Origin of the sequence: Sulfurimicrobium lacus, from assembly GCF_011764585.1 — a bacterium.
Taxonomy (GTDB): Bacteria; Pseudomonadota; Gammaproteobacteria; order Burkholderiales; family Sulfuricellaceae; genus Sulfurimicrobium; species Sulfurimicrobium lacus.
This window is the reverse complement of sequence record NZ_AP022853.1, coordinates 635,693-649,712: the sequence shown is the minus strand read 5'-3', so window position 1 is coordinate 649,712 and position 14,020 is coordinate 635,693. Positions and strand designations below refer to the sequence as shown.

Annotated in this window: 9 protein-coding genes, 1 pseudogene and 1 riboswitch; of the genes and pseudogenes, 8 read left to right on the top strand and 2 right to left on the bottom strand. The window is 60.7% G+C overall.

Annotated elements, in window-relative coordinates; all coding sequences use genetic code 11:
• Nucleotides 1-9: 9 nt before the first annotated feature.
• From SKTS_RS03280 to SKTS_RS03255, 7 genes and pseudogenes are all read left to right on the top strand, one after another.
• Entirely contained in the window at nt 10-2,223 is a 2,214-nt protein-coding gene (locus SKTS_RS03280) for a CHASE2 domain-containing protein (protein ID WP_173060276.1), read from the top strand.
• Nucleotides 2,224-2,333: 110 nt separating this feature from the next.
• Nucleotides 2,334-3,680 carry a porin family protein gene (locus tag SKTS_RS03275; protein ID WP_173060273.1) on the top strand — a complete coding sequence of 449 codons (1,347 nt, stop codon included), beginning with the start codon at nt 2,334-2,336 and terminating at the stop codon, nt 3,678-3,680.
• A 33-nt stretch (nt 3,681-3,713) separates the two neighbouring features.
• Nucleotides 3,714-5,435 (top strand): FecR family protein, encoded by a 1,722-nt coding sequence (locus tag SKTS_RS03270; protein ID WP_173060270.1) that lies wholly within the window; start codon nt 3,714-3,716, stop codon nt 5,433-5,435.
• Between the two features lie 181 nt (nt 5,436-5,616).
• Nucleotides 5,617-5,703, top strand: a riboswitch (cyclic di-GMP riboswitch).
• 199 nt (nt 5,704-5,902) lie between these two features.
• Complete coding sequence (locus tag SKTS_RS03265) at nt 5,903-7,528, top strand: methyl-accepting chemotaxis protein (RefSeq protein ID WP_173060267.1); 1,626 nt, start codon at nt 5,903-5,905, stop codon at nt 7,526-7,528.
• Nucleotides 7,529-7,558: 30 nt separating this feature from the next.
• Nucleotides 7,559-8,203: pseudogene (locus tag SKTS_RS19155) on the top strand (methyl-accepting chemotaxis protein); the annotation flags it as partial.
• Nucleotides 8,183-8,677: a CZB domain-containing protein gene (locus SKTS_RS18910; protein WP_425315641.1), complete on the top strand. Its 495-nt coding sequence runs from the start codon at nt 8,183-8,185 to the stop codon at nt 8,675-8,677. The pseudogene SKTS_RS19155 and the gene SKTS_RS18910, both read left to right, overlap by 21 nt.
• Before the next feature lie 53 nt (nt 8,678-8,730).
• A complete protein-coding gene (locus SKTS_RS03255; protein WP_173060261.1) occupies nt 8,731-11,787 on the top strand; it encodes a sensor domain-containing diguanylate cyclase in 3,057 nt (1,018 codons plus the stop codon).
• 41 nt (nt 11,788-11,828) lie between these two features.
• Here SKTS_RS03255 and SKTS_RS03250 read toward each other — a convergent pair whose 3' ends face one another.
• A complete protein-coding gene (locus SKTS_RS03250; RefSeq protein WP_173060258.1) occupies nt 11,829-12,674 on the bottom strand; it encodes an SDR family NAD(P)-dependent oxidoreductase in 846 nt (281 codons plus the stop codon).
• Between the two features lie 2 nt (nt 12,675-12,676).
• The gene (locus SKTS_RS03245) at nt 12,677-12,835 is read right to left on the bottom strand and encodes a hypothetical protein (RefSeq protein ID WP_173060255.1); all 159 of its coding nucleotides are present in this window, start codon (nt 12,833-12,835) and stop codon (nt 12,677-12,679) included.
• A gap of 68 nt (nt 12,836-12,903) precedes the next feature.
• On the opposite strand from SKTS_RS03245, the gene aroC reads away from it, so the two are divergent.
• Nucleotides 12,904-14,004, top strand: coding sequence for a chorismate synthase (gene aroC, locus SKTS_RS03240; protein WP_173060252.1), 1,101 nt, complete (start codon nt 12,904-12,906; stop codon nt 14,002-14,004).
• The last annotated feature ends 16 nt before the right edge of the window (nt 14,005-14,020 follow it).

The following is a 14,020-nucleotide window of genomic DNA, read 5'->3' as shown; positions in this document are numbered from 1 at the left end:
GAAATCAGCATGAAAAAAACGCTACGCAAACACGCCGTGCCCATCGCGCTGGGCATGCTGGTCCTGCTGATTTTTCTCCTGCATGCGGCGAAGATCGTCGCCATCCCGTTCATGCAGAACCTCGAGACCATCAGCTACGACGCGCGCCTGCGGCTTACCATGCCGCAAACGCTGGATCGGCGCATCGTGATCGTCGACATCGACGAGAAAAGCCTGGCCGAGGAAGGGCGCTGGCCGTGGGGTCGAGACAAGGTGGCGGCTTTGCTGGAGCAACTGTTCGGACGCTACAAGGTGGCCATCGTCGGCTTCGACGTAGTGTTCGCGGAAAAGGACGACAGCTCGGGACTGAACACGCTGGAACGGCTTGGCCGCACCGAGTTCAAGGATATCCCGCAGTTCCAGTCCCGCCTGGCGCAACTGCGCCCGCAACTGGACCACGACCAGCTCCTCGCCCGGACGCTGGCAAAGCATCCGGTGGTGCTGGGCTACTATTTCACCGATTTCCAGGGCAGAGCATCCGGCAAGCTCCCCGAGCCGGCATTCGGCACCGGCTCGTTCGTGGACAGCAGTTCCGTTTTCGTCACCGCCAGCGGTTATGGCGCCAATCTGGCGGAATTTCAGCGCGCTACGGGCAACGCCGGGCATTTCACCCCATTTCCCGATTTCGACGGCGTCGCCCGGCGCGAGCCGATGCTGATCGAGTACGGCGGCGCCTATTACGAAGCGCTTTCGCTGGCGATGGTGCGGACGCTTCACGGCGCGCCCCCGATACAGGCTGTGATCGAACAGGACAGCGGCGGCGAAACGCTGGAAGGGCTGCGCGTCGGCAAGCTGAAAATCCCCATCGACGAGAACGTCAGCGCCCTGATCCCGTACCGCGGCAAGCAGGGCAGCTACCCCTATATTTCCGCAAGCGACGTGCTGCATGGCCGCGCCAGCGCCGGGGCAATGGCCGGCGCCATCGTGCTGGTCGGGACCACCGCGCCGGGCCTGATGGACTTGCGCTCCACCCCGGTCGGCGCCGTGTACCCGGGGGTGGAAATTCACGCCAACCTGATCGCCGGCATGCTGGATCACGACATCAAGGAAAAACCCGCGTACATGCTGGGGGTCGACCTTGCCCAAACGCTGCTGCTCGGTCTGCTGCTGGCCATTTTCATGCCCACCCTCAACCCCGTGAGAGCATCGCTGCTGGCGCTGGGCGCGCTACTGTGGAGCTTCGGCGTCAATCTCGCGCTGTGGCAATACGCCAACATGGTCATGCCGCTGGCGGCCACGGTGACCATGATCCTGACGCTGTTCGTACTCGGCATGTCCTACGGATTTTTCGTCGAGGCGCGCGCCAAACGCCAGATTTCCGGGCTGTTCGGGCAATATGTGCCGCCGCAACTGGTGGACGAGATGAGCGACGATCCAGGCTCCTTCACCATGGAGGGCGAGAACCGGGAGATGACGGTGCTGTTCGCCGACGTACGCAACTTCACCTCGATGTCGGAAGGTCTCGACCCCAAGGCATTGTCGAAGCTGATGAACGACTACATGACGCCGATGACGCGCATCATTCACCAGCACCGCGGCACCGTGGACAAATACATCGGCGACGCCATCATGGCGTTCTGGGGCGCACCGCTGGCAGACACGGACCATGCGCGCCATGCCGTGACGGCGGCACTGGAAATGCAGCGCACCCTCGCCGCCTTGCGCCCGCAGTTCATCGCCCGCGGCTGGTCGGACATCCGCATCGGCATCGGCATCAACAGCGGCATGATGAACGTGGGCAACATGGGGTCTGAATTCCGCACGGCTTATACCGTAATGGGCGACGCGGTGAACCTCGGCTCACGTCTGGAAGGGCTGACCAAGGTATACGGGGTCGGGATCATGGTGAGCGAAGACACGAAAAACTTGCTTCCCGACATTGTATTCCGCGAACTCGACAAGGTCCGGGTCAAGGGCAAGGACATCCCCGTCAGCATCTATGAACCGCTCGGCCCGACCGAAGAGGTCGGCCCGTCGAAACTGGACGAACTTCGCCAGTTCCAGCATGCGATCGAGCTTTACCGCGCCCGGCAATGGGACCAGGCCGAGACCTGCCTGCAAAGCCTGCAACAGGCTGCGCCGCAGGACACGCTGTACCCCTTGTACCTGCAGCGCATCGCGCGTTTCCGCGCCGATCCGCCCGCAGCCGACTGGGACGGCACGTTCGTATTCCTCAGAAAATAACAGGCGCATACGTTGCGCCGACACCATATGTCGCGGCGCGGAAAACAGGTAAGATTCACGAAATTTGCCGCAGCCATCCAAATAAAAACATGTAGATATCGAGTTAAACAATGGATTCCATCTTTCGCCAACCGGGCAAGCTGATTATCGCCCTTGCGCTGTTCTCCGCCGGCCACGCGATGGCTGCACCGCCCGATTTGTCCAGGGCGCAGTCATTGATGGCGGCGGGCCGGGCCGCGGAGGCCTATGCCCTGCTTGCACCAGCCGAATTCGAAATGGCAGGCAACGTGGATTACGATTACCTGCTCGGTGACGCGGCGCTCGACAGCGGCAGGCCGGACAAGGCCACGCTGGCATTCGAGCGGGTGCTGGCGGTGGATCCTACCCACTACGGTGCCCGACTGGACCTGGCGCGCGCGTATTACGCGCTCGGCGACGACGCACGCGCCGCGAGCGAATTCGACCAGATCATGAAGCAAAATCCGCCCGCGCTGGCCCGCGCCATCATCGAACAATATCTCGCCGCCATCGAAAACCGCACCAACCCCAAGACCCGCTTCGCCGGTTACGTTGAAGCCGCCTTCGGCTACGACACCAACGTCAACGTGGCGAGCAGCAGCAGCACCATGTACATCCCGATCTTCGGCGCCACCTTCTCGCTGGTTTCCAGCAATCTCGCGGCGCGGGACAACTACATGACGCTGGGCGGCGGCGGCGAAGTGACCGTTCCGCTGCGTCAGGACCTGTCCCTGTTTGTCGGGCTGGACGGCAAAAAACGCGTGAATTTCGTGCAGGACATGTACAACACCGACAGCGTCGATGGCCGCATCGGCCTGAACATCGGCAGCGGCGCAAGCGTTTTCCGCGTCGCCCTGCAGAAAGGCGGCTTTTACCTGGACGACAAATACAACCGCGACACCACCGGCCTGACGGGCGAATGGCGTTACATTCCCGACCCGCGCAACCAGTTCAGCGTGTTTGGGCAATATGCCCGGTTGCGCTATGGTCACGACAAGGCAGACAACGATCTGTCGGCCAACGACGTCGACCAGACCATCGCCGGGGGCGGCTGGCTGCATGCCCTCGACGAAGGCGGAACAATCGTGTTGTTCGGTAGCGCCTATGCCGGCCAGGAAAAAAGTGTCGCGCCGATTCAGCGCATCGATGGCGACCAGAATTTCGCCGGCATCCGCGCCGGGGGACAAACACGGTTGAACGACAGCAGCAGCGTGTTCGCCTCGCTGGGCTACAAATACGGCGACTACAGTCGCCGCAACCTGCTGTTCCTGGATTACCGCCACGACCACCAGTACGACCTGAACGCCGGCGTGAACTGGACGCCTGCCAAGAACTGGACGGTGCGCCCCCAGGTCAGCTACACGCGCAACGACTCGAATATCGCAATGAACGATTATGACCGCCTGGATATTTCAGCTTCCGCGCGGCTCGACTTTTAATCAGGGCATGGCAGCGACAGGACTTTGAACACCATGAAATCACCCAATTCCTCTACCTGGCAACGGCTTCGTCTGCTGCTGGCCGCAACCCTTCTCGCGACGCTGGCGAACACCGCCTGGGCGGCGGTGGGACAATTCCAGTTCGTCAGCGGCGACGTCCGCATCACGTCACCCGACGGCCGCGAACGTCAGGCGCAAAAAGGCGGTGAAATCAACGAAGGCGAGTCCGTCATTTCCGCCAGGGGCGCGACCGCGCAATTGCGCATGACGGATGGCGGCATCATTGCCATCCGGCAGGAAACCCAGATGCGCATCGATGAATACAAGTTCAACGGCCAGGAAGACGGCAGCGAACGCAGCTTCTTTTCGCTGGTCAAGGGCGGGTTCCGCTCCATCACCGGTACGGTCGGCAAACTGCACAAGGAAAACTACCGTATCAAGACCCCCTCTGCCACTATCGGCATACGCGGCACGGATAGCGAAACTACGCATGTCCCGACAGACGCGCGCCTCCCCGGAGTGCCGGCCGGCACTTACAACCGGGTCAATACCGGCGCCACCGTCGTGAACGGCACGCTGGTACACCCCAACCAGGTAGCCTATACGCCGAATCTGAACACCGCGGGGGTTCTGCTGCCGAAAATGCCGCCCATTTTCGAACCGCCCAAGACGTCAGCGAAACCCGCCCCACAGAAAACAGAAAACAAGAGCGAAACCACAACCGCGCCGACAGAAACCGCCGCCTCCAGCGGCACGGCACCCACACCCACCACCGATGCAACAACCGAGACGCCGCCACCGCCTCCACCGCCCCCTGCCGCGACGGCAGTCGTGCTGGCCAGCGCAGCACTCCCCCCACCCCCCCCACCGACCACCGCCGTGGTGGGCTCGACCGCATCGACCAGCGGGGTGACCTCAACCGGCGGCGTCTATCCCGCGCCAATCGGCTATGGCGGCGTAGGCGGCGACATCAGCTGGCGCACCGAATGCCCGTTTGCCGGCGCCTGTTACACGGGGTGGCTCAGTGGCGGCGGGTCCGTGGTGCTGGAGGCGAACACCAACCGCTCCATCCTGCTCGACGGCGGCGGCTTCCCGGTGCTGATCGCCACAAGCGATACCACTGGCAGCATGCAATACACCGCCGGCACGGCCTCCCTGCTCGATAGCGGGCAAACGGCCGCGGCCGGCACCACCGTGCGCTGGGGCCGCTATGTCGGCGCCGACTCGTTTGTCGACAATGACGGCACGCGCGATCCGCTGGTCATGAACCTGATGTGGGCCGAAAGTTCGCTCAGCTACACCCAGGCACAGGCCGCCCTTGCCAGCGTGACAACCCCGGTAAACTTCAACCTGGTCAGCGCGGCCGGCACCGTAATCGACGATCTGAACAACGTATATCACCTGGCAAGCGGCTCGCTGCAGGTGGCTTCTGGCGGCGCGAACATCACGCTGCAAGTCATCACCGACACCGTCGCCACCCGCTCCTGGGACCTGACTTACCAGAGCACTTCAGGCGCCCTGTCGCAGTTCTATCAGGCCACAGCCACGACCGGCCCATCGGGCATCCCGCTTATCGCCGGTTCCATCAAGATAAATGGCGCGACCGTCGCCACGACCGTCAAGGGGAACGCAAGCGGCATATTCATCGGCAGCACTGCCACCGGCGCCCTGGCTTCCTTCTCCGCGAATGCGCTGCCCGCCGCCGGACTGACTTCTGGAGCGGCATTATCCGGCACCGCCTTGCTGGTCCGTTGAAGCGCTGATCGAACAGATGCGCGAGAATATCGAATGGAGTTTCGCGTCCATCACAACAGAATCAGTTGATATCCACATAAAAAATTTGACTATTGTCATCCTATCGTAACTTCATTAGTATTGACCCGGCATATAGGTACTTTCACCTATATGCCGCCCGGGGAATTCCCTAAGCAAGAAGAACTGACAAAGGCCACTTCGTTCGAAAGACGGAGGCGCAAAGTCCCAATCTAAAGGCGCAATGCCCACGATTTCAGGGATTGCCGGTTGTGCGAGCTTATGAACTCGCTTTTGAACACAACACGGCGGAAATGAAGTATGCCTTTGCCTCACCAGTTGCCAACCAGCATCCCCTGCTTCGCAGTGCCTGACCAAATATTCCGGTTTATTTCGTCGTTCTCCCGCCCGGCGGATTTTTCCGCGGGCCCGCCATCCGCCTCGTTATGCAACGTCCAAGGAAACGCGCCATGAAAATCAACCTCCCCGTCACGCAAGCGGAAAAGCCCTACCCGAAAGGGAAGTATCTTGTTTCCAAGACCGACCTGAAGGGCACGATCACATACGCCAACGATGCTTTCGTCGAGCTTTCCGGCTTCAGCGGAGAAGAGCTGATCGGCAAAAACCACAACCTGGTGCGCCATCCCGACATGCCGCCCCAGGCGTTCGAAGACTTGTGGCGCACGGTAAAAACGGGACGGCCGTGGCGCGGCGTGGTCAAGAACCGCTCGAAAAATGGCGATCATTACTGGGTGGACGCCTTCGTGGTGCCGGTGCGCAAGAACGACCAGACCCTCGGCTACATGTCGGTGCGCTCCGAGCCCAGCCGCCAGCAGGTGCAGGACGCGGAGCGGCTGTACAAGCAGCTCAACACCAGCAAGGCCAGGCTGGATACCAGTGGCAGCTGGTGGCAGCGCATTTCCGTCAGGGCCAGGATGATCGCGGTTCTGGGCATGCTGTACCTGTTCATGATGACCAACCTGGTCGTAAGCAAACCCCTGTTGGGACTGTCATGGGAGACCATCGCTCAGGTCGGCGGCTTCGCATTCTTCTGGATTCTGCTGACCTTCGTTGGCTTTGCGCTGCTGGCGCGATCCGTAATGTCCAAGGTGAACGCCGCGGTGCGGCATTTCGACAAGATCGCCCAGGGCAACCTGACCGACGACATCGACATTTCCGGCCGCAACGAGGAAGGCCAGTTGCTCAACGGCCTGGCCGCCATGCAGGTACACGTCAAGGTGATGCTGGACGAAATCTCCGTGGCTTCGCGCGCCATCGAAGCCAAGTGCAGCCACCTCAATGCCGAGATGATGCAGGTCGTCGAGCAGTCCGAGGAGCAACACGACCGGGTGCAGGCGGTGGCGTCGGCGACCGAGGAATTCAGCCAGTCGGTGGTGGAAGTGGCGCAAAGCGCGGAAAACGCGGCCAGTTCAGCCGTCGATTCCCAGAACCTGGTAAAAGAGAGCAACGCCAGCATGACGCGCAGCATGGAAGCCACGGGGCGGGTGGTGCAGGCAGTGCAGGCATCCAGCAGCACCATCGGCGAACTCAACCAGGCGATCGAGAAAATCGGCGCCATCACCCTGTCGATCAAGGAAATCGCCGACCAGACCAATCTCCTGGCCCTCAACGCCGCCATCGAAGCGGCGCGTGCCGGCGAGATGGGGCGCGGCTTCGCCGTGGTGGCGGACGAGGTGAGAAAGCTTGCCGAGCGCACCACCAACAGCACGGCCGACATCAGCGCCATGGTGAGCGAAGTCCAGAACGTCACGCGCCAGGCGGTCGGCTCCATGGAGCAGGCCGCCCACGAAGTGGACGAAGGCACCGGAATGATGCGGGAATCCCTCTCCGGCCTGGGACGCATCACGTCCTCCAGCATCGAGGTTACCGGCATGGCGCGGCACATCGCCGACGCCGCCAAGGAACAGGCCGTCGCCAGCGAGCAGGTGGCGGTCAACATGGAGCAGGTTTCGGCTCTCATCGAGCAGAACACCAGCTCCGCCCAGCAGGCATGGAAGGCCACCGAGGAACTGTCCCATACCGCGCATGACCTGAAGGAACTGGTCAGCCACTTCGAGCTGATCAAAAACAAATAAATCCGTTTTAACGGAAAATCTGGAGAACAAATGTTTTTTTCACGTTGTAAGGAAAATGCGCTGACCTGGGAATCCCGGGCTCGGCAACTGGAAAGCCGCGTGGCGGAGCTTGAAGCCGAGCGCGACCGCGAACACCAGGGAAAACTTGCAGCCGAAGCGCAGGCTGCGGAGTGGCAGGGCGAAATCGAAAAGTGCAACCGCATCTACAAGACCATGGGCGAATTCGCCAACTCGTTCATGGAAATCCAGCGTTCCCAGCTCAAAATCGCCAACGCGATGAAGACCGAAAAACAGAACGCCATCGAAGCTTCCACCATGTCGGGCGCCAACCAGGCGGCGATGGAGAAGATTTCCTCCAACCTTCAGGCCATGTCGCGCGAAACCAACGAAATGGCGGAAAAAGTGGGCAACCTCAGCTCGCGCGCCAGCCAGATCGGCGGCATTATCCAGCTCATCCGGGAAATCGCCGACCAGACCAATCTGCTGGCGCTCAACGCCGCCATCGAGGCGGCGCGCGCCGGCGAACAGGGGCGCGGTTTTGCCGTGGTGGCGGACGAAGTCAGGAAGCTGGCCGAACGCACCAGCAAGGCGACCAGCGAGATTTCCGGGCTGGTGTCCGCCATTCAGGACGAAACCCAGCAGGCACGCAGCCACATGGATGAATGGGCGCAAAAAACGGAAAGTTACAGCCTGGAGGGCAACGAAGCGACGCAAAACATGAAGCGCCTGTTCACGCTTTCCAACATCATGGAAGGCGTCATCGCCTCATCGGCGCTGCGCAGCTTCGTGGAAGTGACGAAAATCGACCACCTGGTCTATAAGTTCGAGGTGTACAAGGTTTTCATGTGCCTGTCGGACAAGGGCGTGGGCGAGTTCGCCGACCACCACAACTGCCGCCTCGGCAAGTGGTATTTCGAAGGCGAGGGACACGACTGCTTCTCCAGACTTCCCGGTTTCCGCGAAGTGGACGAGCCGCACAAGCGCTTCCACGACAGCGGCATGGAAGCGATCCGGCAGTTCCACGACGGCGAGTACATGAAAGGCTTCGCCGCCATCGCCGCCATGGAAGACGCCAGCATGAAAGTGCTCGCGGAACTCGACCGTATCGCGCAGAGCGGGGAAGCCGATAGCTCCCTGTTGTGTCATTGAATCTGTCCACCTGATGTCTGGCGGGTTATTTTCATGACAGCGGCAGAACAATAATGACGCGCAACAGACTTTGGCTTGTTGCCTTGTCCGTTATGATGCTGGGCCTTATCGGCGTGTTCTTGAACGGGCTGAAGCAGAGCTATGACGAAAAACTGGCGCGTGCCACGACGGACAGCCAGAACATGGCCAGAGTGCTTGAAGAACAGATCAACTCTGTCATTCAGAAGACGGACGTCCTGCTCCAGCACGCGGCGGGAGACGTCATCCTAAAGCCTGATGACAAGCATGCCGCCGAGGCGACTCACGCCTATCTGAAAAAGCTCAAGTCAAGCATTCCGGAAATATTCAGGATGCGGGTTATCCAGCCGGATGGCTATAGTCTGGCCAGCTCCCTGGAAGAAAAAACCAGCCGTCCCTTCTACGGGGATCGGGCTTATTTCATCCGCCACCGCGACAATCCTTCGCTCGGGCTGGATATTTCCGAGCCCATCGAGGGGCGTACCCATCACGGCTGGCAAGTCATGCTCAGCCGGCGTCTGAATTATGCCGACGGCAGTTTTGCCGGGATCGTCAGTTCGGGCATCGCCTTGTCGTATTTCGAGGATTTCTTCAGCACCTTGAATCTGGGCAAGAACAGCAACATTACGCTGTTGAGCAAAGACCTTCATGTCATTACCCGCTTCCCCCTTAGCGAGGGGCAACGCATGAAGTCGGTACGTGGCGGCCCGATCGCCGCCGCGCTGCAGATCAACCCCGTCAAAGGCACGATTACGGGCAAATCGAGCGTTGACGGTACCGAACGTATCTTCAGTTATCGCCAGGTCGGCGATCTGCCCCTGGTGGTCGTGGTTGGCTTGTCCAAACAGGACGTACTGGCCGAATGGCGCCGCAATGCGCTGATCGATAGCGCGGTAATGCTTGGCCTCCTGGTCGCCGTTGGCTGGCTCTCTTTCAATTTGATGCAGCATTACAGGAAGGAACAGGAGAGCAAAAACCAGTTACGCGAAATCACCTCTACCCTGGGAGAAGGGGTTTACGTGCTGGATGGGAACGGCAAGGTGACCTTCGTCAATCCCGAGGCGGAGCGCCTGCTGGGATGGACCCGGGAGGAACTCATCGGCAGGAATGGGCACGAGACTTTCCACTACGAGCGCATGGATGGAACCCCGATTCCCGCCCATTCCTGCCCGATTCACAACACCATTGTTACCGGACAGACATACCGCGCCCTCGACGACAATCTGGTGCGGAAAGACGGGACGACAATCCCCGTATCCATCACATCGAGCCCCATCGTCAGGGACGGAAAAATTGTGGGGTCCGTCGCGTCCTTCCAGGACATCTCCGAACGCAAGCTGGCCATGGCGACCCAGGACCGACTGGAGCGGAACCAGCGGGCGCTGCTCGACGCCGCACGGGAATCCGCGCTGCTGCTGGAACGAAATGGCACCATCCTCGCCATCAACGAGGTCGGCGCAAAGCGCCTGCGAGGCACACCGAGCGAGTTGCTGGGCAAGAATATTTTCGACCTGATGCCTCCAGAGGTGGCAAACGTGCGCCGCGAACGCCTGGAAAAGACTGCACAGAATGGCTTGCCGAATATATTGGAAGACGAGCGCAACGGCATGCGTATGGTGAATTCCCTTTACCCCGTGATTGATATGGACGGAAAAATCGATCGCGTTGCCGTTTACTCCACGGATGTCACAGAGCAGCGCTTGCTTGAGGCTATCGAAAACCTGTTCTCCGCCATCAACCAGAAAGTGCTTCGGGGAGAAACCCTTGATGGCATCCTGGAATTTATCTGTACGCAGGTGGTGCAACTGTTCAATCTGGACATGGCCTGGCTTGGGCGTAAGGAGCCGGATGGGACAGTCAGCATCCTTTCCTTTTCAGGCAGTGCAAAAGAATTGGCTCAACGCCTAAGCGCAGCGATGGTGCGTTGGGACTATAACCCTCGGGGTCTTTGCCCCACCGGAGCATCAATTCGAACCGAGCAGACACTGACATATAACTGTAACGATCCACACTTTCAGGCATGGGCTGGTATCGCCTGCGAATATGAGCTTCAGGCCATCCTCGCGATTCCTTTGACGGTGCATGGGGAAATTTACGGCGCTTTCACCCTTTGCTCCAGAGACTCGACGTCTTTCGCGAATCCAACCATCGTAAATCGCCTTGTTGGCATCGTTAACCGCATCGCCATAGTCCTGGAAATGGGTATGGATCAGCAACAGCTCAGACTGCTTGGCATGGCGCTGGGATCTGCCGCCAACGCGGTGATGGTGACCGATCACGAGGGACACATCCAATGGGCGAATGCGGCCTTTTCACGCCTCAGTGGCTATAGCGAAGAAGAAATCATCGGCCAGTCGCCCAAAATACTTAAATCCGGACAACAGGACAAAGCCTATTACCAGGCTTTGTGGCAGACCATTAACAACGGGGAAGTATGGAGCAGCGAAACGGTGGAAAGAAATAAGGATGGCAGCCTTTACACCGTCATGCAGACGATTACGCCGCTAACAGATGCCACTGGCAAGATCACGCATTTTATCGCCATCCACGAGGACATCACGGACCTGAAGCGCACCCAGGAGCGGATCAGCCACCAGGCCCAATACGATGGGCTGACCGATTTGCCCAACCGCGCCCTGTTCTACGACCGCTTACGTCAGGCGCTCAGCCTTGCCAAGCGCAGCAAGGTCGGCCTGGCGCTCATGTTCCTCGACCTGGACCGTTTCAAGCAGGTGAACGACACCCTGGGCCATCACATCGGGGATCTGCTGCTAAAAAGCGTGGCGGAGCGGCTGCGCCAGTGCGTGCGGGAAAGCGATACCGTAGCTCGCCTGGGCGGAGATGAGTTCACCGTCCTACTCTACGATCTGCGCAAACGGGAAGACATCGGTCGGATCGCTGAAAAAATCATCAGGACGGTATCGCTACCCTATGAACTGGACGGACACGACGTACGCATCGGGGTGAGCATCGGTATCGCGCGTTTTTCCGACGACACGGAAGACGAGGACAGTCTTGTGAACCTTGCCGATAAAGCTATGTATTCCGCCAAGGCGGGGGGACGCAATACCTACCGCTTTTGCGCAAGTTAGCCATATACGGGCTCAGGTTAGAAGTGCGACAAGAAACTGGATTACCGGTTTTCGTCCTTGCCCACGCGGCCCAACACACTGTCCAGCGCAGCCCCTGACAACACCCGCTTCAAGACCGCAAAAAGGTGCGCCGGGAAGGTCACCGGGTAGCGGATTCGGGGCCGCCCGCTTTCCAGCGCGTGGATCAGCTTTTCCAGCACCGCCTCCGGCGGCAGGGTGAAGGGCGCCGCCGGGCCGGGCTTGGTGAGGCGGTTTTCCATCGCCCGGTAGGTGTCGCGGAAGAAACTCGCCTCGGCATCGATGCGCTGCTTGAACATTTCGTGCGCATTGGCGCGGAAACGGCTAGTGATCGGTCCGGGCTCGATCAGAGAAACGTGGATGCCGCTGCCGCGCAACTCCAGCCGCAGGGTGTCGGCAATGCCTTCCAGCGCGAACTTGCTGGCGTTGTAGGCGCCGCGGAAAGGCAGCGCGATGTAGCCCAGGATGGAGCTGTTGATGACTATGCGTCCGCCGCCCTGGGCGCGCATCACCGGGATGATGCGGTTGGTGAGTTCCACCGTGCCGAACACGTTGGTCTCGAACTGCTCGCGCAGCACCTCGCGGCGCAAGTCCTCGACTGCTCCGGGCTGGCCGTAACCGGCGTTGTTGAACAGCGCGTAGAGCGTGCCGCCTGTGCGGTGCAAAACCTCGTCCACCGCGCGCCGGATCGAGTCCGAATCGGCAATGTCCAGCTGCAGGCTTTCCAGGCCGCGCGCCGCGAGCATCTCCACGTCCGCTGCCTGGCGCGCCGTGGCAAACACCCGGAAACCGCGCCTGGCCAGCCCTTCCGCCGCGCACAAGCCGATGCCGCTGGAACAGCCGGTGATCAGCACGCTTTTCTGCTCCATAGTCATCCCTGTTTTTTGTCCCACACGTAGCGATTGAAACGCTGCCAGCGGTTTTGTTTGTTGGCCAGCTTGTTGCCGGGCTTGCTTGCCGACTGCCATTGCAGCGCCTGCTGCTTGCGCTGCAGCAGTTGTTTCAGCAAATCGCTGGATTTAGTAGTCATGGCTAGAGGCTTCGAGTGGGAGAAGCGCTTATGTTAAACTTTGCAGTCATTTTATTCGAGTCCGCATCATGTCCGGCAATTCCCTCGGCAAGCTGTTCAGCGTCACTTCCTTCGGCGAATCTCATGGCCCCGCCATCGGCTGCGTGGTGGACGGCTGCCCGCCGGGGCTGGAAATTTCCGCCGCGGATATCCAGCTCGACCTCGACCGGCGCAAGCCGGGCACCTCGCGCCACGTCACCCAGCGGCGCGAGTCGGACACGGTGGAAATCCTTTCCGGCGTATTCGAAGGCAAGACCACCGGCACCCCCATCGCCCTCTTGATCCGCAACGAGGACCAGCGCAGCAAGGATTACGGCAACATCGCCGACACCTTCCGCCCCGGCCACGCCGACTACACCTACACGCAAAAATACGGCTTCCGCGACTACCGCGGCGGCGGCCGTTCCAGCGCGCGGGAAACCGCGGTGCGCGTGGCCGCCGGAGCGGTGGCGAAAAAGTGGCTGCAGCAGCGCTACGGCATCGTGGTGCGCGGCTACCTTTCGCAGCTGGGGCCGATTGAAGTGCCGTTCAAGGATTGGGCGGACGTCGGGCAGAACCCCTTCTTCGTCGCAGATTCCAGCTACACCCAGCAGCTCGAGGATTACATGGACGCGCTGCGCAAGGAAGGCGATTCCATCGGCGCCAAACTGACCGTGGTCGCCGAGAACGTGCCGGTGGGCTGGGGCGAACCGGTGTACGACCGCCTCGACGCCGACATCGCCTACGCCCTGATGAGCATCAACGCGGTGAAAGGCGTGGAAATCGGTGCGGGATTCGGCTGCGTGACGCAAAAAGGCTCCGAGCACGGCGACGAACTGACGCCGCAGGGCTTCCTCTCCAACCACGCCGGCGGCATCCTGGGCGGCATTTCCAGCGGCCAGGACGTGGTCGCCCACCTCGCCGTCAAGCCCACCTCCAGCATCCGCATCCCGCGCCGCTCCATCAACCTGGCGGGCGAGCCCATCATGGTAGAAACCCACGGCCGCCACGACCCCTGCGTCGGCATCCGCGCCACGCCCATCGCCGAGGCCATGCTGGCCATCGTGCTGATGGACCACGCCCTGCGCCAGCGCGCGCAGAATGCCGATGTGGTGTGCAAGACGCCAAGGATACCGGGCAAAGCCGCCTGACGGTCATGGCGAATGT